Source organism: Methylosinus sp. LW3, assembly GCF_000527115.1.
In the GTDB taxonomy this organism is placed as follows: domain Bacteria; phylum Pseudomonadota; class Alphaproteobacteria; order Rhizobiales; family Beijerinckiaceae; genus Methylosinus.
The window spans coordinates 2,515,326-2,534,596 of sequence record NZ_AZUO01000001.1 but is presented as its reverse complement, the minus strand read 5'-3'; the positions used below and the strand labels follow the sequence as shown (position 1 = coordinate 2,534,596).

14 protein-coding genes and 1 pseudogene are annotated in these 19,271 nt (G+C 65.5%); 11 read left to right on the top strand and 4 right to left on the bottom strand.

Annotated features, from left to right (window positions below):
- Window positions 1–183 precede the first annotated feature (183 nt).
- The 9 genes and pseudogenes from mtnC (at window position 184) to METLW3_RS0112760 (ending at window position 11,850) form a co-directional block, all read left to right on the top strand.
- Window positions 184–870 carry an acireductone synthase gene (gene mtnC / locus METLW3_RS0112810; RefSeq protein ID WP_024880298.1) on the top strand — a complete coding sequence of 229 codons (687 nt, stop codon included), beginning with the start codon at window positions 184–186 and terminating at the stop codon, window positions 868–870.
- Window positions 871–872: 2 nt separating this feature from the next.
- Window positions 873–1,202: a ferredoxin gene (locus METLW3_RS0112805; RefSeq protein ID WP_024880297.1), complete on the top strand. Its 330-nt coding sequence runs from the start codon at window positions 873–875 to the stop codon at window positions 1,200–1,202.
- 25 nt (window positions 1,203–1,227) lie between these two features.
- Entirely contained in the window at window positions 1,228–2,175 is a 948-nt protein-coding gene (locus METLW3_RS0112800; protein ID WP_024880296.1) for an aldo/keto reductase, read from the top strand.
- A 192-nt stretch (window positions 2,176–2,367) separates the two neighbouring features.
- The gene (gene dctA, locus METLW3_RS0112795; RefSeq protein ID WP_024880295.1) at window positions 2,368–3,669 is read left to right on the top strand and encodes a C4-dicarboxylate transporter DctA; all 1,302 of its coding nucleotides are present in this window, start codon (window positions 2,368–2,370) and stop codon (window positions 3,667–3,669) included.
- A 273-nt stretch (window positions 3,670–3,942) separates the two neighbouring features.
- The gene (locus METLW3_RS25535) at window positions 3,943–5,355 is read left to right on the top strand and encodes an ABC transporter substrate-binding protein (protein ID WP_024880294.1); all 1,413 of its coding nucleotides are present in this window, start codon (window positions 3,943–3,945) and stop codon (window positions 5,353–5,355) included.
- On the top strand, window positions 5,352–6,710 hold the full coding sequence (locus METLW3_RS0112785) for a di-heme oxidoredictase family protein (RefSeq protein ID WP_024880293.1): 1,359 nt from the start codon (window positions 5,352–5,354) through the stop codon (window positions 6,708–6,710). The genes METLW3_RS25535 and METLW3_RS0112785 overlap by 4 nt, the downstream gene beginning before the upstream one ends.
- 16 nt (window positions 6,711–6,726) lie before the next feature.
- Window positions 6,727–7,542 (top strand): annotated as a pseudogene (locus METLW3_RS29075) (substrate-binding domain-containing protein).
- Window positions 7,543–8,410: 868 nt separating this feature from the next.
- The gene (locus METLW3_RS0112765) at window positions 8,411–10,630 is read left to right on the top strand and encodes a TonB-dependent siderophore receptor (protein ID WP_024880289.1); all 2,220 of its coding nucleotides are present in this window, start codon (window positions 8,411–8,413) and stop codon (window positions 10,628–10,630) included.
- 2 nt (window positions 10,631–10,632) lie between these two features.
- Window positions 10,633–11,850, top strand: a complete 1,218-nt coding sequence (locus tag METLW3_RS0112760; protein WP_024880288.1) for a PepSY-associated TM helix domain-containing protein — start codon at window positions 10,633–10,635, stop codon at window positions 11,848–11,850.
- A 154-nt stretch (window positions 11,851–12,004) separates the two neighbouring features.
- Here the strand turns inward: METLW3_RS0112760 and METLW3_RS26880 are convergent, their stop codons facing one another.
- The 3 genes from METLW3_RS26880 to METLW3_RS0112740 are packed head-to-tail and all read right to left on the bottom strand — an operon-like array spanning window position 12,005 to window position 14,722.
- Entirely contained in the window at window positions 12,005–12,982 is a 978-nt protein-coding gene (locus METLW3_RS26880; protein WP_245267330.1) for a DCC1-like thiol-disulfide oxidoreductase family protein, read from the bottom strand.
- Window positions 12,983–12,997: 15 nt separating this feature from the next.
- Entirely contained in the window at window positions 12,998–13,468 is a 471-nt protein-coding gene (locus METLW3_RS0112745) for a DUF2269 domain-containing protein (RefSeq protein ID WP_024880286.1), read from the bottom strand.
- A gap of 3 nt (window positions 13,469–13,471) precedes the next feature.
- Window positions 13,472–14,722 carry an SDR family oxidoreductase gene (locus METLW3_RS0112740; protein ID WP_024880285.1) on the bottom strand — a complete coding sequence of 417 codons (1,251 nt, stop codon included), beginning with the start codon at window positions 14,720–14,722 and terminating at the stop codon, window positions 13,472–13,474.
- A 169-nt stretch (window positions 14,723–14,891) separates the two neighbouring features.
- Here METLW3_RS0112740 and METLW3_RS0112735 point away from each other — a divergent pair, with 169 nt between their 5' ends.
- On the top strand, window positions 14,892–16,616 hold the full coding sequence (locus tag METLW3_RS0112735; protein WP_024880284.1) for a sensor histidine kinase: 1,725 nt from the start codon (window positions 14,892–14,894) through the stop codon (window positions 16,614–16,616).
- A complete protein-coding gene (locus tag METLW3_RS0112730) occupies window positions 16,613–17,956 on the top strand; it encodes a sigma-54 dependent transcriptional regulator (protein ID WP_024880283.1) in 1,344 nt (447 codons plus the stop codon). Before METLW3_RS0112735 ends, METLW3_RS0112730 begins: the two co-directional genes overlap by 4 nt.
- A 12-nt stretch (window positions 17,957–17,968) precedes the next feature.
- Here METLW3_RS0112730 and METLW3_RS0112725 read toward each other — a convergent pair whose 3' ends face one another.
- Window positions 17,969–19,195 (bottom strand): PepSY-associated TM helix domain-containing protein, encoded by a 1,227-nt coding sequence (locus METLW3_RS0112725; RefSeq protein WP_024880282.1) that lies wholly within the window; start codon window positions 19,193–19,195, stop codon window positions 17,969–17,971.
- Window positions 19,196–19,271 lie beyond the last annotated feature (76 nt).

Below are 19,271 nucleotides of genomic sequence, written 5' to 3'. Positions count from 1 at the left end.
CGCCCATTTCCCCGGGCCGGCGCGATCTTACGCCCTCTCGCCCTTCTTGCCATGCTGCGGCGCGGTAATCCACAGCCTCGAGCAGGGCGCGGCACAAATCATGCTGTCTTTCCTCAAGCAACCGGGAAAGGCGCGCGCTTCGATGGCGTTATTCGGACAATTCTGCGCGGGGGAGGCGGCGCGATGAGCGAGCCCATTCGCGTCGTCCTGATCGATCTCGAAGGCGTGGTCCTGCCCATGACCTTCATGAACGACACGCTGCTGCCGCTCGCCGCCACGCGGCTCGGCGGCTATATCGTCGAGCATGCCGAGGACGAAGAGGTGGAGGAGGCGCTGGAGGAGACCGGCCGCCTCATGGGCGGCTATGAGCTCGATCCCACTCAGGCGGAATCTCTGCTGCTGCGCTGGATGAAGCAGGGCCGCAAGGCGACGCCGCTGAAGGTCATTCAGGGCCTCATCTGGCAGGAGGCCTATGCGGCCGGCTCGCTCGCGGCGGAGCTCTATCCGGATGTCGCCGGCTGCCTCTCGGCCTGGGCCGCGGCCGGGCTTCGCCTCTTCGTCTACTCGTCCAATTCGGAATTGGCGCAGAAGCTGCTGCTGAGCCATTCCTCCTCCGAGCAGGTGACGGCCCTGTTCGAGGGCTTTTTCGACACGACCCTCGGCCAGAAGATCGAGCCCGGCTCCTATCGCGACCTCTGCGAAAATCTGGGCCTCTCCGCCGGTTCTGTCCTCGTGCTGTCGGAGAATGAGGAGGAGCTGGACGCCGCCCAGACGGCGGGCCTCGCGACGGTCCGCATGGCGCGTGATGGAAATGTGGCGAGCCGCCACCCCGTGAGCGTGGATTTGCTCTCCTTGAACATCGGACAGTGACGATGACGAAATTCACGCTCGAAACGCGCGACGGGACGCTGTCGGAGATCGCCGGCAAGGATCGCGCGACGATGATGAAGCTGATCCGCAAATCCGGCGTCGAGGAGCTGGTCGCGGAATGCGGCGGCAGCTGCACCTGCGCCACCTGCCAAATCTATGTCGATCTGCCCGAAGGCGTCGCCATGCCCCCCATGGAGCCCGCCGAGGCCATCATGCTGGCCAAGGCCGCCAACCGCGAGATCAATTCGCGTCTCGCCTGCCAGATGAAATTCGACTCGAGCCTCGACGGCATGCACGTCCGCATCGCCCCGGAAGATTACAGCAACTGCTAATTCGAGCCGGAAGCGGAGCGTTTCGATGGAGCATCGTCGGCTCGGTCGCTCGGGCCTCGCCTGTGCGCCGCTCGTGCTCGGCTGCCACGTCTTCGGCTGGACGGCCGATGCGGCGGCCTCCTGCGCCATTCTGGACGCTTTCGTCGATCGCGGCTTCTCGCTGCTCGACACGGCGGACACCTATTCGACTTGGGTTCCCGGCCATAGCGGCGGCGAGTCCGAGACGATCATCGGCGATTGGCTGAAGGCGACGGGCAAGCGCGACCGCGTGCTGATCGCCACCAAGGTCGGCGGCGCCATGCTCAATGTGGGCAAGGGCCTCTCCCGCGCGCATATCATCCGCTCGGCCGAGGACTCGCTGCGCCGTCTGCGAACCGATCGCATCGATCTCTATCAGGCGCATTTCGACGATACGGCGACGTCCTTCGAGGAGACGCTGGAAGCCTTCGCGACGCTCATTCAGAGCGGCAAGGTGCGCGCCATCGGCGCCTCCAATTATTCGGCGCCGCGCCTCGCGGAGGCGCTGGCGGCCGCGCGAGCGCATGGGCTGCCGCTCTTTTCCTGCTTGCAGCCGCACTACAATCTCGTCACCCGCGCCTATTACGAGGGCGATCTGCGCCGCCTGTGCCTCGAGGGGGACATTGGCGTCATCCCCTTCCGGGCGCTGGAGGCGGGCTTCCTCACCGGCAAATATCGCTCCATGGAGGATACGGTCGGCGCGGCGCGCGGCGCCGTTGTCGCGGGCATTCTCGACGAGCGCAGCCTCGATATTCTACGCGAGCTGGACCGCGCCGCCGCGCAATTTCGCGCCACGCCGGCGCAGGTCGCCATCGCCTGGCTGCTGGCCCGGCCCGGCGTCACCGCGCCGATCGTCAGCGTGACGAGCGTCGCCCAGCTCACAGAGATTTTCGGCGCGCTGACGCTGACGCTCGATGCGCGGACGCTGATGCGGCTCGACATGGTGAGCGCGTGAAGCGGGCGTCTACCCTCCCCTTTACGGGGAGGGTCGGCCGGCGTTAGCCGGACGGGGTGGGGTTCAATGGCAAAGACTCGGCATTTCACACCCTCTCGACCGCCCCTGCTTGCCATTGCCCGGTTCCTGCTCCAGGTCTAGGAATGCCGAAAGAGCTGGAAAAAGGGGCAGAAATTGACCGTAGCCGTCGAAATGGCTGAGGCCGCGCCGCGCAAAAACGCGCATAGCCTCTATCTCCAGGTGCTCGCGGCGATTGTGCTCGGCGCGCTGCTCGGCGTCTATTTTCCCGACATCGCCCAGAGCCCCTGGATGGAGGCGATGGGCAAGGGCTTCGTCAATCTCATCAAAATGGTGATCGCGCCGATCATCTTCTGCACCATCGTCTCCGGCATCGCGCATCTCGAGAGCGCCGCCAAGGTCGGCCGCGTCGGCATAAAGGCGCTCGTTTATTTCGAGGTGGTCTCGACCGTCGCTCTGGCGCTCGGGCTCCTCGTCGGCAATGTGCTGCGGCCGGGCGAGGGCTTTTCCGGCAAGGCGGACCCCGCCGCCGTCGCCAAATATCTCGAGCCCGCCGCGCAGCGCACGCCGGTGGAATTCGTGCTCGGCGTTATTCCCGACAGCGTCATCGGCGCCTTCGCCAAGGGCGATATTCTACAGGTGCTGCTGTTCTCCATCCTGTTCGGCTTCGCGCTGATGGCGCTGGGCGAGCGGGGCAGGGCGCTGCGCGGCTTCATCGACGAGGCCGGCCACGCCATGTTCGGCGTTATCGCCATTGTGATGAAGGCTGCGCCGATCGGCGCTTTCGGCGCCATGGGCTTCACGGTCGGCAAATATGGCTCGCAATCGTTGATGAGCCTCGCATGGCTGGTCGGCTCCTTCTATCTCACCTCCATATTGTTCGTCGTCGTCGCGCTCGGCCTCGTCGCCCGCATCGTCGGCTTCGATATATTGCGCTTCCTCGCCTATATTCGCGACGAATTGCTGATCGTGCTCGGCACCTCATCCTCGGAGAGCGCGCTGCCGCAGCTGATGGAGAAGCTGGAGCGCCTCGGCTGCTCGAAATCCGTCGTCGGCCTCGTGGTGCCGACCGGCTATTCCTTCAATCTCGACGGCACCAATATCTATATGACGCTGACGAGCCTATTCATCGCTCAGGCGCTCGGCGTGCATCTGACGGCGGGGCAGCAATTCGTCATTCTAACTGTCGCCATGCTGACCTCGAAAGGCGCATCGGGTGTGACCGGGGCGGGCTTCATCACGCTCGGCGCGACGCTCTCCTCCATCGATCCGCGCCTCGCGCCGGGCATGGCCATCGTCATCGGCGTCGATAAATTCATGAGCGAGTGCCGCGCGCTCACCAATATTTGCGGCAATGGCGTCGCCGCCATCGTCGTCGCTTGGTGGGAGGGCGAGCTCGATCACGACAAGCTCGCCGCCGGGCTGTCGCGCCGCATCGACCCGAGCGATGTGGAAACAGCCCTCACGACGGAATAGCCGCGGTGGGCGATGACGCGCATCGGCGCTGCGCCGGATTGGCGCGGAAAGCGGCGACCTGCCCGAACTGTGGCCTTGCTCCACGGCGTTTCGTCATATAGTTCGAATACTTGATTATTTGAGCTCGGGCTGATCGGCTCGCGCAATCCTCCTCTTCCCGCTCGCCGGGAGAGAACGACGCGCCGTGAATTCCGCTGCAGATCATTTGATCGCTCGCGCGGCCGCTATCGGCGCGCGTCCGACAGCTCTTTGCAAAAACCAGCGAGGCGCAGCATGTCGCGAATTGGTGCTTCTTCCCGCCGCGGCTTTCTCCACGGATGCGCCGTCGGCGCCTTGTCCGCGCTTTCGGGCGCGGCTTTTGCCGATGAGCGGCGGCCCGTCGTCGTGATGACCAATCACAATGACGACACTCTGTCGCTGATCGAGAGAGGTTTCGAGAAGGCCTATCCGCAATATCGCGTGCAGATCGTCTGGCTGATGCCGCCGGACGCGATGCGTCATCTTCGCGACGCCTCGGCGCCGAGCCCGGATGTCTGGTGGCAGGCGGCCCCGCATAATCATCTCGCCGATATGGCGAAGGACGGCTTCATGCAGCCGCTCGGCCTCTCCAAGGAGGGCCTGCCCGCGGCGATCGGCGCGCTGCCGCTGGAGGGGGAGGGCGATCTCTTTCACGCCTCGCAGCTCACCGCCTTCGGCTTTTTGGTCAACAGCAAGGCGGTAAGAGCGCAAAACCTTCCATGGCCCGAGGATTGGGCCGTGCTGGCCGGCCCGGCCTACGCCGGCAAGGTCGCCATGTCCGACCCTTGGACCGTGCGCTTCGGCAGCCAATTGCTGAGCGTCGCGACGCAATCCTTCGGCTGGGAGAAGGGCTGGGCGCTGCTCTCGGCCATCGCCGGCAACGCCGTGCTGATGCAAAAGGGCCTGCGCGACGAGGTCATCTCCGGCCGCCAGCCGGTGGCGCTGCATGTCGACACCGTGCCCAACGCCGAGCAGCGTTTCCGCCAGCCGATGGAGCGCGTCTATCCCGAGCATGGCGGGATCGTGAACGCCGGATATATCGGCCTTTTGAAGAAGGCCGCCAATGTCGAGGGCGCGCGCGCTTTCGCCTCCTATGTTCTCTCGGCCGAGGGGCAGTCGCTGCTGCCCAAGACCGATCTGCCGCGCCTGCCGGTGCGGCCCGAAGTCTATGCGGCGCTCGGCGCGGCGCAGTTCGATCCTTTCGCCGCTCAGGCCGCGGGGCAATTCGCCTTTCAGCCGGCCGACGACGGCGGCGGCCGCGCCACTGCGATGGCGGCGCTGTTCAACGGCCTAGTGCAAGACAAGGAGCTGCTGTCCGGCCTGTGGCGGCGCGTGCATGCGGCGGAGACGGCTGGACGCGGCGGCTCTCATGTCGCCGAGGCGCGGCGAGCGCTGGAGGAGATTCCGGTCGCGGCCGATTTCTGGAAGGACGAGGCGATCGCCGCCGCCTTCCGCCCGCGCCGCCGGCCGGAGAGCGCCGTCTCCCCCGAAGCGAGCCCCGCCCCGCAGGCGAGCGCCGGCCCGCCGGAGCAAGCGCAGGTCATTCCCGGTCAGCCGAACGGCCTCACGATACCCGAGCCCGCCAAGCCGATCATCGAGAAATGGCGCGCCGCCTTTCGCGAGAATCAAGCGCGGGCGAGCCGGCTGCTGGACGAGGCCAAGGCGTGAGGCGCGGCATTTTTCGTCCTGCGGCGCGCGTCGCATCGGCTGTTCTCATCGGATCTTTTCTCGTCGGGTCTTTGGTCTCGGCGAGCGCCGAAGAGTTCCCGCGCGAGGCCTATAGCTATCCCGTCGCCGGGCTCGATGCGGCGGCGGAGGACGCCTTCTATCGCGGCCGCGTCGAGTTCATGCGCTCCTGGTCCTTTCCGCCGGGCGGCGGCGAGGCGTCCGGGCTCGGGCCGCTGTTCAACCGCATCTCCTGCGCCGCCTGCCATCAGAAGAACGGTCGCGGCCAGCCGCCGAGCGGGCCGGACGAACGCATGCTGTCCATTCTGGTGCGCCTCTCGGTTCCCGGCGACGGCCCGCATGGCGCGCCCAAGCCGCATCCGGCCTATGGCGGACAGCTGAATGAGGAGGGTGCGCCCGGCGTGCCGGGGGAGGGCCGCGCCGCCCTCTCCTGGGAGGCGATCACGGCGACGCTCGCCGATGGCTCCATAGTGGCGCTGCGCCGTCCGCGCATAGAATTCGTCGGGCTCGCCTATGGGCCGCTCGACGATGCGCTCTTTTCGTTGCGAGGCGCGCCGGCCGTGTTCGGCGACGGTTTGCTCGAGTCCGTGCCGATCGAGACCATGACGCGTATCGCCGCGGAGCAGCCGGCGCAGGGCGTCCATGGCGTCGTCAACGAGGTCTATGACGTTATTTCCGGCCAAATGGTCCCGGGGCGCTTCGGCTGGAAGGCAAACAGCCCCAATCTGAAGCAGCAGATCGCCGAGGCGTTCATCGGCGATCTCGGCGTCACCACGCCGCTGTTCCCCGAGGATCAATGCACGGAGCAGCAGGCGGCCTGCCGGGCCGCGACAAAGTCGAAGAACCGGCCCGAGCTGGACGCCATCCGGCTCGACGACATCGACTTCTTCAATGCGCATCTCGCTCCGCCGCCGCGTCGCGACACGGATAATCCGCAAGTCGCGCGCGGCGAGACGCTCTTTCTCGCGTCCGGATGCGGCGTCTGCCACGTCCCGAGCCTGAAGACGGAGGCGCATCCCAAATTTTCGCAGACGCTGCCGGCTCAGACGATCGCGCCCTATACCGATCTTCTGCTGCACGACATGGGCGAAGCGCTCGCCGATGGTCGGCCCGATTTCCACGCCAGCGGCCGGCAATGGCGCACCGCGCCCTTATGGGGCGTCGGACTCGTGCCGATCGTCAATGAGCACAGCCTGCTTCTGCACGACGGCCGCGCGCGCACGCTGGAGGAGGCGATCCTCTGGCACGGCGGCGAGGGCGAAGCGGCGAAGGCCGCCTATGCCGCGCTGAATAGGGACGAGCGCGAGGCGCTGATCGCCTTTCTGCGATCACTGTGAGCGAAGGAGCCGCCAGATGAGACTATTCGCTTCCATCGCTCTCATGCTCGCGGCTCTCGTCCCGGCGCGCGCGGAGGAAATTCGCGTGCTGGCGGCGGGAAGCCTCCGCGGCGCCCTGACCGCCGTCGCGACGGAGTTCGAGAAGAGCCGCGGCGATCATGTGACGCTGGTTTTCGGTCCCGCCGGCGCGCTGCGCGACCGGATCATCGGCGGCGAGGCTTTCGACGTCTACGCCACCGCCGCTTTTCCGCAGGCGCGATCATTGACCGAGACGGGGCTGGCCCGGCCGAGCGTGGTGCTGGCGCGCAACAAGCTCTGCGCCGTCGTGCAGGCCCATTCGGCGATCACGCGCGAGACGCTTGTCGATTCTCTGCTCGATCCCGCCGTGCGGCCGGGGACTTCCACGCCGAAGTCGGACCCCGCCGGCGATTACGCCTAGTCCTTCTTCCGTCGCATCGACGAGAAGCGGCCGGGCGCTTTCGATACGCTGACCGGCAAGGCGAAGATCCTCTTCGGCGGCGGCGAGCCGAAAAGCGCTGAGCCACGTCCGCAAAATCAGCCGCTGACGCATTGGCTCGACGAGGGCGCAGTCGATCTGCTGCTCGTCTATTGCTCGGGCGCGACGCCCATGGCGGAAAAATCGGCCGGCAAATATCGGGCGTTTCCGCTTCCGGAGCTCTATGACGTCGCGGTCGAATATGGCGTCGCTCTGTCGCCGCGCGCTTCCGCCGCGGCGCTGGATTTCTTTCTGACGCTGTTGTCGCCCTCGGGACAAGCGGCTTTGCGCCGCGCCGGCTTTGTCCCGATCGCGGAGCCCGCCTCCGATCGGTGAGCCGGACCGTCATTGTCTCTCCCCGAGGACAAAGAGCCGACGGCCGGCCCGATCGCTTTTGCATCGAAGCTCGTCGAACCTCTATCGCGCCTTTGGCGCGAGGCTCCGCCCGAGATCGTCGTCGGACTATTGCGCCCTGACGACAACGGCTCGCCGAGCCGAGGATCATAATCCCTGCCGCATCCCTGCCGTCGTCCCGCCTGACGCCGGATGGCGACCGCCGCTATGTCGGAGCTGTTGCAAATCCGTCACAGCAGATAGGAATTCGGCTGGCGCCCAAATGTGAGAGCTTGGTGAGACTTTCACATGCGAGGGAGAGAAGCGCTCGAGGCCGAGCTGCGAACTCCTCGAAGCGGTGGCGGCTGCGACCGCGCCCCCAGGGTCTATTCGATGATGCGGTGGTTTCGACGGCGAGGCTGCTTCTCGCGCGCTGTGTTGGCCTTGGCGGCCGCGTGGCTCTTCGCCGCGTTGGCCCTGGCCTCGGCGTCCGCCGCCGGGAAGAGCGAGCCGGAGCGCGTGAGCGCTCGCGTCGCGGATGGCGCGAATGAGAACCGTTGCGCCGTCGATAGCGAGCGGCGCCGGCACACCCATGATTGCCCCATCGGCTGTCTCGCCTGTTCTGAGAGCGACGGGGGGCCGGGCGCCGGGAGGCTCGCGAGCGCGGTCTCGCATTCGGTATCGCCGACGAGCTGCTGCGGCGTCGCGGCGCGCTTCGTCGAGCGCGCCGTCATTCGCCCGCCAGCGCGCATCCATCTCGGGTCGCCTCGCGCTCCGCCACAAATCTCCTGATCGACAGACCGCGGCCGTGCGCCGCGATTTCCGATGTTCCGTCCGGCCCCGATAGTGGGCTCGCCAGGAGACGACACCTATGATCCGTTCGCATTTGCTGCGCGGCGCTTCCGCCTGCGCGATCGCTCTCGCATTCGCTCTGCCCGCTCGAGGGCAGGAATCTCTCCCGGCCATCGATGTCGCCGGACAGACGCTCGGCGGAAGCGGCTCTGGAAAGGCCGGCGCGGCCGATAAATCGGCGCGGTCGGGAGGGCGCGAGACGGGCTATAATCAGGTCGGGCCGGTCTCCTCGACAAAGACGAACATTCCGATCCTGGAGACGCCCTATTCCGTGCAGATCGTTCCGCGCGAGACGATGGACGACCGGCAGGCCGTCAGCATCCGCGACGCGCTCTTCACCAATGTCAGCGGCGTCGCCGGCTCCTCGAACTACTACGACGGCCTCATCGTCCGCGGCTTCGACAGCGGCAACCAGACCTACCGCAACGGGCTGCGGCAGCCGAACACCACCAATCAGGAAACGACCAACCTCCAGTCGATCGAGGTTCTCAAAGGCCCGGCCGCTATGCTCTATGGACGTGTGGAGCCGGGTGGTCTGATCAACATCGTGACCAAGCGCCCGCAGGAGACGCTCTATTTTTCAGTGCATCAGCAGGTCGGAAGCTTCGGCCTGACGCGCACGGCGATCGACGCCACGGGGCCGCTGCTGGAAGACAAGACGCTCCTCTATCGCATGAATGTGTCCTACCTCGCCAAGGACAGCTTCCAGCCGCATGTCGGCCAGGACAATCTGCTGATCTCGCCGTCGATCACATGGCGGCCGACCGAGCAATTCACCCTCAACGTCGAGGGCGAATATCAACGGGGCTATTTCAGAGATTTGTCGCCGATCCCGGCGCTCGGCTTCCGCCCGGCGGGCATTCCGATCAGCCGCTATCTGCTCGACTCTTATGTCGCCGACAAATACCCCAATTTTCAGGAACGGACGCTGTTCGGCTATGATTGGACATACCGGATCGACAATGACTGGAGCGTGACGAACCGCTTTTCACACACGCGCGCCGATTATCGGCAGCGCGGAGATTGGCTCGATTCCTTCTCTAACGAGGCGACTGGCGACGCGCTTCGCGGAATCTGGCTGGTGCCGACGCCGAATGCAGCCGAGCCCATTTTCTACAGAGAGACCGTTTCGACCAATGTCGACCTCCAGGGAAAGGCGGTGACGGGGCCTCTCACCCACCGGGTGCTCGCCGGCTTCGACTATTATAGTCTCGACTTGAAGGCTCACGGCCATTGCTGCGACTATATTTCTTCGATCAACATCTATTATCCGGTCAATATTCCCGCCAATGTCGACGCGCTGAGCTCCTCCTACCGCACCATCACCAAGGAGAAATGGAAGGGGCTCTATGCTCAGGACCAGATCTCCTTCTGGGACGATCGCATTCAGCTGCTTCTCGGCGGACGTCATGATTGGGCGGAGTCGAGCACCGCGACATTGTGGTCCGACGAATCCTTCGCCGAGGTCGACTCGCGAAGAGTCGTTGTGCCGGTCAGCGCGAACAGCCCGCGGATCGGCGTGCTGATCCGCCCATTCTCCTGGCTTTCCGTCTATGGCAATTACACGCGCTCCTATGGCTCGAGCAATGGCATAGACCAGTATAATCGACCGCTACAGCCGCAGATCGGAACGCAGTTCGAGGGCGGCGTGAAGGCCGAGCTGCTGGACGGGCGGCTCACTGCGACCGCCGCTTATTTCGACATAGACAAGAAAAACCAGACCACGGCGATCTCCGGCACGCCTTTCGTGCGCGTCATCGACGGACGCAGCAATGGCGTCGAGCTCGATTTGACGGGGCGTATCGACGAGCATTGGAGCGTCATCGCCAATTTCACCCATCTCGACGCGCGCATCGTCAAGGACCATGATGTGGTGAACGGGGGCGGAACCGCCGGCAAGCGGCTCCATTCCGTGCCCCACAACACCGCCAATCTCTGGGCGAAATACGAGGCGTGGGGCGCGCTCGCCGGCCTCACCGTCGGCGGCGGCGTCTCCTATGTCGACAAGGCGTTCGGCGACAATGACAACAGCTTCGAGCTGCCCGCGCATGCGCGCGTCGATGTCATGGCGTCCTACAAGCTCGACGCCGGCTGGCTTCCGCATGCTCCGAAATTGACGTTCCAGCTCAATGTCAACAATCTGCTCGACACGACCTATTACGAGGGCGGCGGCGGGCGGATGGGCGCCGTTCCCGGCGCGCCGAGAACCTTCCTCGGGTCGCTGCGCGCGGAGTTCTGACCATGACCGACGACATCGATCGAAAGAGCCGGGCGCCGCAGACGAGCGGCGGAGCGAACGGCCTCGTCCTCGGCCGAGCGCTCTGGCTCGCCGCGCATCGCTACATAGGCTTCGTCGCCGGCGCGGTCTTCGTCCTTCTGGGCCTCTCGGGAAGCCTGCTCGCCTTCCGTGTCGAGATCGACGAATTTTTGAACAAGGACCTGTTCACGCCGACGCGCTATGCGCTGGGCGGCGAGCGCGCATCTGTGGATCGGATCATCGCGGCGAGCCGGGCCGCCGCGCCTGAGGGCTCCGCACCGGTCTGGATGCATTTTCCCAAAGGCGATGGCGGCTATTTCGACGTCATCTATTCGGCGCGGGAGCCGGGGCGCACGAAAATATATCAGATCGTCGTCGATCCGATTACCGCCGCCGTCAAAGGCGCGCGCCTGATCGTCGACGACGGCAATCACTTCGCAGAACCTCTGACCGTGCTGCTCGTGCACCTGCACTCGGCGCTTCTGCTCGGCGAGAACGGCGCGACCTTCGTCGGATTCGTCGGCCTCTTCCTGCTCGTCTCGCTCGCGACTGGCGTCTATCTCTGGTGGCCGCGCAATGGCAGATGGCGACAGGCGCTTCAGATCAAGCGCGGCGCGAGCGCCGAGCGCCTGATTCTCGATCTCCACAAGACGACGGGAGTGTATGTCCTCGCCGTCTTCGCGGTGATCATATTTTCAGGACTCTACCTGACCTTCAGCGCGCAAATGATCGCGCTCGTCGACTTCTTTTCCCCGGTTCATACGCATCATCTCGAAAACGCGAAATCCGTGTCTGCCGACGGGCGCCCGTCGATCGGCGCAGAAGCAGCGGTGGCGGCGGTGGACCAGCTGTTTCCTGACGGGAAGGTGATGAGCCTCTCGCTGCCGGTGGCGCCGGAGGGCGCCTTCGTGGTCGGCAAGCGCGCCGATGACGAAGTCAATGTGAGCGAGCCACACCGGCTGGCGGCGGTCGATCGCTACAGCGGCCAAATCCTCGCGATCGAAGATCCGCATCGTTTTACCGCCGGCGAGAAATTCCTCGAATGGCAATTCCCACTACATTCCGGCGAGGCCTTCGGCGATCTGGGCCGCGCGGTCATCGCTCTGCTCGGCGTCGCGCCGGCGCTGCTCTACATCACCGGCCTCATGCGCTGGCTGCAGAAGCGGCGTGCGCGGGCCTCCGGCGCAGGAGGCCGCTCATGATCCGATCATCACGAGGCGAGAGGGACGCATTTCTCTCGAGCCGACGCCTGATTGCGGCGCGACATTTCGCGTGATGCTCGCGAAGGCGTCGGCGAGCGGCGTCACAAATTTCGTCGAGTGACGCGCCGCGGCTACGCAATCGGTGATCCGTTTTTCAATCGGATGATGAGCGATCGGTCGGTTGATCCTCCGTCGGATATGCGCAAGCGTCGCGCGTCGGGTGCGAGGCCTCTGGGAGCGCGCAGGCGACTTTCCGACCGAACCAGCGATAGCGGTTGCGCGCGACGAGGCGATAGAGCGCATCGGCGACGAAGCGTGGCAGCAGGCGGGCGAGAGGGGCGGCGCGCGCCGGTCCGCGCAATTGCCGGGCGAGCGCGAGCAGCGCCTCGGAGTCCTTCATGATGCGGCCGTTCTCGATGAAGAGGAAGCTCTCAGGCGCATCCGGGTCGATATCCGCCTGTCGCGCCAAAGCGCGCCCTTCCTCGGATTGTATCGCGACGAAGCGGATCGACGGCGTGATCTCATGTGCGAGGACATAGCGAACAGTCCAGTCGCAGAGGGCGCAGACGCCGTCATAGACGAAGATCGGCGCATCATCCGGCGTCTCCGCCAGTGAGCCGCTGTAATGCACGACATGGCCGACGATCGGAAAGACGACGTCTATATCGAAGGCGAAGCGCTCGCCCTCGGCGCTCTCGAAACATTCGATCATCGGCGTCGTCGCTCGCGGCAGCGGGATTTTCAGGAGGCGCCATTCGGCCAGCGACCAGCGCAGGCCGGCGGGCGAGGCGGTGAGATCGAAATAGAGATCGAAGGGGCCGAAATGCTCGATCAGGCGCCCGTCCGGCGCCGCCTGCATGACGCTCTCATAGCGCCGCCCGGCGAAATCGCGCCGCCAGAATTCCCGCTTTCCAGAGAGCGGCGTGAAGCGGACGTGCGTCTCGACATTCTCGCCCGGCGCCGGAAGACCCGCGACAAAGGCGAGCATCGCCGCGCCGAGACCGCGGCCCTGCGCGGAGATTTTCGCGCGACCGCCGGTGAAGATCTCGCGCTCGCGCGTGTGGAAGCGACGGACGGGCGCGGGCAGGAGATCGAAGCGCTCGGCGAGCAGGTCTTGGAACAGAGTGGTCATGTCTATCTCCATTTTTTAAAATTGCGGCTTTGCGACCATCAGCCAGAAGATCGCGATCATGGCGATGAAGGCCGGCCAGCCGAGCGCGAACCACCAGAGGAGGTAGGTTCCATAGATCGGCGGCAACGGCGCGTCTTTCTCGAGACATTGCTCGGCGATACGCGCCATGCGGATTTGCAGCCATACGACCGGCAACCAGCAGGCGCCGACGAAGAGATAGAGCGCGATCGCCGCGAGTAGCCAGGGCGTATCGAGCGGCCAGCCTTGATCCAACGCCAGCAGCACGCCGGTGACGGGCTGCACGATGACGGCGGGCGTGGTGAACAGCCAATCGGCGAGCACGACATTTCTGTTGCCGACGACGATGGCGCGCAGATCGCCGCGCAGATTGCCGGCGAGGCCATGAAAGGCGGTGCCGAGCCCCGTGCCGAACAAAATCGTCGAGCTGACGATATGCGCTGTTTTCAGAGTGAGAGGATCGAGCATGGGTCAGGACTCCAACGCGATCATGACGAGGATCGCAGCGGCGATCGGCAAATTCTTGAGGAGCGGCGCGAAAGGATGCAGCCAATAATCGGATGGCAGGCGCGTCGCGATGATCGTGAAGGCGAGCATGGTCGAAAGCTGCGCGGCGCCGACGAGGGCAGGGCGCCAGCGCAGCAGCAGCAGCACGCCGAGCAGGAGATCGACCGCCGCGCCGCCATAGAGCGCAAACTCGGCGAGCGCGCCGTGAACGTCGATCTCGGCGAGCAGCGCATAGCTCTTCTCCTGCGGATAGAGTCCGATGGAGAGAAGGCCCGTCGCGACCCACAACAGGCCGAGGCTCCAGCGCAGCACGGGAGGCAGGAGGAACAGTCGCGCCGCCCGCCTGTCCGCCTCGCACGCCGGCTCCAGCGCCAGAGCATCGCGAATAGCGCGCGGCGGCCGGCCGAGCGCCGCAGTCATCGGCGCGCAATCGGCGACATTGCCGCGCGAGAGGAGCTTTATCACCTCGCGATTGAGCGGTCCGGTCGAGATGCGTCCGCCGATCGACGCCGCGAGCAGAAAGAGCCGATAGGGCACGCGAAAGAAGCGCGTCGGCTTCAGGCCGAGCCATTCGCGCAAGAGCGCGAGCAGCGCATCCGTCGTCATCGGCTCCGGGCCGACGACATCGAGGCGACGCGGCGAAGGGGCTCCCTCCGCGATACGCGCCGCGACTTCGGCGAGATCGCCGACATGCACGGGCTGAAAGCGCCAAGCGCCATCGCCGAAGCTCGGCAGCCAGGGCAGGACGGCGGCGGCGAGCAGCCAGCGCGTGCTCGCGCCGCAGCGGCCGACGACGAGCGAGGGACGCAATATGCGCCAATCGAGCCGCGCGCCTTCGGGATCGAGCGCCGCGAGCCGCTCTTCGGCGACCGCCTTGCTGCGCTGATAGAGCGTCTCGCCGTCGTTCTCGACGCCGAGCGCCGAGATGTGAACGAGCCGCGTGACGCCCGCGGCGAGGCATGCGCGAAAGAGGTTGCACGCGCCCTCCGCATGGACGGCGTCCATGCTATTTGCGCCGTCGTCGCGGACGAGCCCGGCGCAATTGACGACGATCTCGAAACTCGCGACCTTGTCGCGAAGCCGCGCTTCGCCGTCGCGCGCGAGATCGACCTTGCGGCGCGAGGCCGCGACGACATGATGGCCGCGGTCGCGAAGCCGGCCGGCGATATGCCGTCCGATGAATCCGCTGCCGCCGATGATGAGAATGCGGGCCAAGATCGGTCTCCTCGGCGATGGGGCGAAAAAGCTTCGCCTTTGGGAGACCTATGGGCAATGGCGGCGCCACTGGATAACTATCTGTTTTTATGTCATATGAATGGGGCTACTATAAACGTTAGAGACAGATTTCATTGAATCGCCTATAAACTGAGGATACAGTCGGGCGATGACGCCGAGCCTGCTGTTCACCCTCTCCATCTCGACGACCTTCCTGTCGAGCGTCGCGCTTTCAGCGTTTCTCCTGGCTCGAGCCGGCGCGGCGCCGGGCGCGAAGCAGCTCGCGGCCTTCGTCGTGATCGTCGGGCTTTTCGCCCTCGGCTTGATCCTGCCCGAGCGCATCGGCGCGGCGTCGATGGCGCTGGCTCCGCTCGGCTCGGCGCTCGCTGTCGATTTCGCGATCCGGCTGACGGGGCAGGGCGCGCGCACGCTTCCGATCGTCCATGCGCTCGGCGCTGGCGCGACGCTCTCGCTGCTCTTCTTCGGCGCTGGCGATTTTTTCGAAACACACGCGGGCCTGCGCGGTTTTCGCTTCGCGGGCGCGGGGATCTTCGGCGTCGCCGTGGCGATCGGCCTCGCCGCCTATGGCAATGGGCTGATGGCTTTCGCTCTGCGCCGCGCCGAGGGCAAGCGCCGACGCGAGATTGCGATCGTTCTCGTCTCGTCCCTCGTCGGCCTATCGACCGTCGTCTCTTTCGCGCCGCCACTGTTCGGCGTGGCTGTCGCGCCCTGGTCCATTCTCGCTCTGCCGTTCTATCCAGCGCTGCTCGTCTACGGCATTTTGCGCTACGAGCTGATGGCCGCCAATGTCTGGGCGCGCCGCGCCGCAGCCTATGCGCTCGTGCTGCTGCTCGCCGCCGCCGTCGCCGGATTGCTCGCCGCGGCGCCTTTGAGTTTCCTCGCGCCGTCGATGAATTTCGTGTCCATGTGGCTCGTTGTCGCCGCGGCCATGGCGCTGGCTTTCTCTTTCGGCGAGCCCATCCGGCGCGCCGCGGATCGGCTCGTCTACGCCGGCCCTGAGATTTCCGCCGAGATGATCGCACAATGGCGTGGCGACCTCGCGGGCGCGGACACAACGGCCGAGGCGATCGAGATCGCGCGCACGCATTTGCGCGCCGCGATGCGTCCGTCTGTCGATGTGACTCTTTGCAGCGAAGGGCCGGAGCCGGCGCTTCGCTGCTCCGATACGGGCGACAAATGGAAGGCGACGCTTGCCGGCTTTTCGGATTCGCCTCCGGGCGCGCGCCGTCTCGCCATTGTGTACGCCGATATTCTGACGCAGAGCCTCGATGACATCGATCGCCGAAAAAGCCGCGCCGAGAGCGAACGGCTCGCCGAGCTCGGAATGCTCGCCTCGACGATTGCGCATGATCTGCGCAATCCGCTCAACATCGTGAACATGGCCGCCGCCGCCGCGCCGGCCGAAGCGCGCGCCGAGATCATAGAGCAGACGCGGCGCATGAATCGTCTCGTCGCCGAATTGCTCGACTATGCCAAGCCGTGGAAGATCGAGCCGGCCGATATCGACCTCGCCGACGCTTTCGGCGACATTGAGATTCACATCGCGAGCGACACGCATTTGCGCGCAGATCCTTTCCGTTTCGCCCAAGCGATGGACAATCTCATCGCCAATGCGCGCGCCGCCGGCGGCCGCGTCGCTGTCTTCGTCGAGACGACGCCCGAAGCGACGCTCATTCATGTCTGTGATGACGGCCCCGGCGTGCCAGAGGAAATCAAGGACCGTCTGTTTCAGCCCTTTGTTTCGCGTTCCTGCGAAGGCACGGGGCTCGGCCTCGCCATTGTCGCCAAGATCATGGCGGCGCATGGCGGCTCCGTCGCGCTCGGCGCGCGCGCGGGCTTCTCCACCTGCGTCACTTTGAGGTTTCAAAGATGAGCGGCGAGACGATCCTCATCGTCGATGACGAGCCTGCTTTCGCGCGCGTCGCCGGCGCCTTTCTGACGCGCGAAGGTTATCATGTGGTGACGGCGAAGGACGCGGCTTCTGCGCGCGAGACCTTCGCGCAGGCGCGGCCAGATCTCGTGCTTCTCGATCTCGTCATGCCTCCGGAGCGCACGCCCGAGGCGGGCCTGTCGCTGCTGCCGGATTTTACGAGCGCCGTCACCGTCGTGCTGACGGCGCATAGCGAGCATGAGCTGGCGCTGCGCGCCGTCGCGCTCGGCGCCTGGGATTTTCTGGCCAAGCCCGTGGAGCCGGAGCTGCTGCGCTTTTGCGTCGAGCGCGCGCTCGCCAAAGCGGCGCTGGAGCGCGAGATCGCGCGGCTGCGGTCGGAGAAGGCGAGTTCCGACGATGGGCTGATCGGCAATGGCCCTTCCATGGCGCATGTGAAGGATATGATCCGCCGCATCGGCCCGGCCGAGCTTCCCGTGATGATCCTCGGCCCAACCGGCTCCGGCAAGGAGCTCGTCGCTCATGCGCTGCACAGGGCGAGCGCGCGTCGCGGGCCTTTCGTCTCCATCCATTGCGGCGCGATTCCCGCAGAGCTGATCGAGAGCGAATTGTTCGGCCATCTCAAAGGCGCCTTCACCGGCGCCCATGCCGATCGCCCCGGCCTCGTCGCGACAGCGCGCGGCGGCACGCTGTTTTTGGACGAGATCGGCGAGACTCCGCTTCCCTGCCAAGTGAAGCTGCTGCGCTTCCTGCAAGAAGGTACCTATACGCCCGTCGGCGGGCGCGATGCGCGGCGCGCCGATGCGCGCATCATCAGCGCGACGCACCGCGATCTGGAGGCGATGATCGCTTCCGGCGCCTTTCGCGAGGACCTCTATTATCGCCTGCGCGGAGTCGTTATTCGCACGCCGGCGCTGGACGAGCGGCGCGAAGATTTGGGTCTTCTCGCCGCACATTTTCTCGGCCAAGCGGCGAAGAAGCGCAAATTGCGGTTCTCGCAGGAGGCGCTCGCTTGGCTCGTCGCGCAGTCCTGGCCCGGCAATGTCCGCGAGCTGAAAGCGACGATCGAATGCGCCGCCGCGCTCGCCGATCCGCAATCATCGACGATTTCCGCCGAGGATTTGAATTTCGCGCGCGGCGGCGGAGTTCTGCCTTCGGCGGAAGCTGTTGCCGAAACGCTTCCCGAAGCGCAGGAGAAATTGGAGCGCCGCATGATCGGCGCCGCGCTCGCCGCCACCGAGCACAATCATAGCGCTGCGGCCCGCCGTCTCGGCGTCTCCCGCGTCGGGCTGTTGAAGATGATGGCGCGGCTGGGGTTGCGATAGTCCAGCGTCACTTCATAGCGACGCTGTAGACCTATTGGCCGATCGCGTCCCATCCTCTTTGTCCGGCTCCCTCCGTTTGTCGTGGCGTCGGCGAGCGACTCGCTTTTTCCACCAAATGACCACGCCGGTGACGGAGAGAAGAGCGATTGCCACGCCGGCGACGCAGACGAGAATGCGATAGGGTAGGCCGAACACATTGGCCATATGCAGCTCGACAAGCCATTCGGTCGCGGTGTCGCCGCCCTTGCCGCCGGTCGGAGCGTGGAAGCCGTGCAAGGCGCCCGTATAGGCGTCGATGGCGATCGTCGTCCCGCCATATTTCTCGCCGACGTCGCGGCTGCTGTGAACGCCATAGGCATAGAGTCCGGTCTCGCGATCGAGAGAAAAGTCGACGCGGCGGTCGATCGTGAAGCCTTCGCGCGCGGCGCGGTTCTCGATAAGATCGCGTGCGATGCGTTCGGCCTCTTCGAAAGGCATCGGCTCGCGTCCATCCGGCGCGGGCGGAGCTTCGCGCTTCCAGATCGGCGGCTCGAAATCGAAGACGAGCCCCATGGCGCCGCGATAGACGGCATTGAGATCGAAGCACACGCCCGACCAAGCGAGAACGAGCAGCAGCGGATACAGCCATAATCCGCTCGCGCGATGCAAATCGAAATTGAGCCGATAGAAGGAGGCGCCGCTCTTGATGAGCCAGGCGGGCTTCCACCGCGCGAGGAAGCCGCGCCGGCGCAGGAGATTGGCCGGCAGGGTGAGATAGAAGGCGATGAAGCAGTCGATCGTCCAGATGAGCGCGACGACGCCGAGCAGCCACACACCCCAAGGGCCGAGCGCAAGCGACCAATGCAGACGGTCGATGAAGGGCAGGAGATCGCCGAGGCTTTCCGGCAGGCCCTTTTGCTTCACGCGGCCGAGCGCATCACCGCTGACTGGATCGAGATAGAGAGCGTCGACCTCCGGCGCGCCCGGCTTCGCCTCGAAGGAGACGATCGTCGTTCCCGGCGCCGCGAAGAAGATTCGCGTCGCGCGCGCTTGCGGCGTGAGCTCGTCGGCGCGGCGCAGCAGCGCGCTGGCGGAGAGCTCCGCTCCGTCTTGCCGGCCGGGATAGAGGTTCGGCGTCAGCCAGTGATTCAATTCGGGCAGGAAGACGAGAATGCTACCCGTGACTCCGACCAGGATCAGGAAGCTCGCCATGGCGAGTCCCGCCCAGCGATGCAGGAACACGAAGATTGCGCGCGTCATGGCGGCCGCTCCAGACGTTCGACGAAAAATTCGGCGCGCGCTCAGGACGCGCGCCGATGCGTTTCATGGCGAAGGC

Coding starts and splice junctions, on each gene's coding strand:
- METLW3_RS0112725 (WP_024880282.1), bottom strand. CDS start 19,195: ATGACGCGCGCAATCTTCGTGTTCCTGCATCGCTGGGCGGGACTCGCC.
- METLW3_RS0112765 (WP_024880289.1), top strand. CDS start 8,411: ATGATCCGTTCGCATTTGCTGCGCGGCGCTTCCGCCTGCGCGATCGCT.
- METLW3_RS26880 (WP_245267330.1), bottom strand. CDS start 12,982: ATGACCACTCTGTTCCAAGACCTGCTCGCCGAGCGCTTCGATCTCCTG.
- dctA (WP_024880295.1), top strand. CDS start 2,368: ATGGCTGAGGCCGCGCCGCGCAAAAACGCGCATAGCCTCTATCTCCAG.
- METLW3_RS0112760 (WP_024880288.1), top strand. CDS start 10,633: ATGACCGACGACATCGATCGAAAGAGCCGGGCGCCGCAGACGAGCGGC.
- METLW3_RS0112805 (WP_024880297.1), top strand. CDS start 873: ATGACGAAATTCACGCTCGAAACGCGCGACGGGACGCTGTCGGAGATC.
- METLW3_RS0112800 (WP_024880296.1), top strand. CDS start 1,228: ATGGAGCATCGTCGGCTCGGTCGCTCGGGCCTCGCCTGTGCGCCGCTC.
- METLW3_RS25535 (WP_024880294.1), top strand. CDS start 3,943: ATGTCGCGAATTGGTGCTTCTTCCCGCCGCGGCTTTCTCCACGGATGC.
- METLW3_RS0112745 (WP_024880286.1), bottom strand. CDS start 13,468: ATGCTCGATCCTCTCACTCTGAAAACAGCGCATATCGTCAGCTCGACG.
- METLW3_RS0112730 (WP_024880283.1), top strand. CDS start 16,613: ATGAGCGGCGAGACGATCCTCATCGTCGATGACGAGCCTGCTTTCGCG.
- METLW3_RS0112735 (WP_024880284.1), top strand. CDS start 14,892: ATGACGCCGAGCCTGCTGTTCACCCTCTCCATCTCGACGACCTTCCTG.
- mtnC (WP_024880298.1), top strand. CDS start 184: ATGAGCGAGCCCATTCGCGTCGTCCTGATCGATCTCGAAGGCGTGGTC.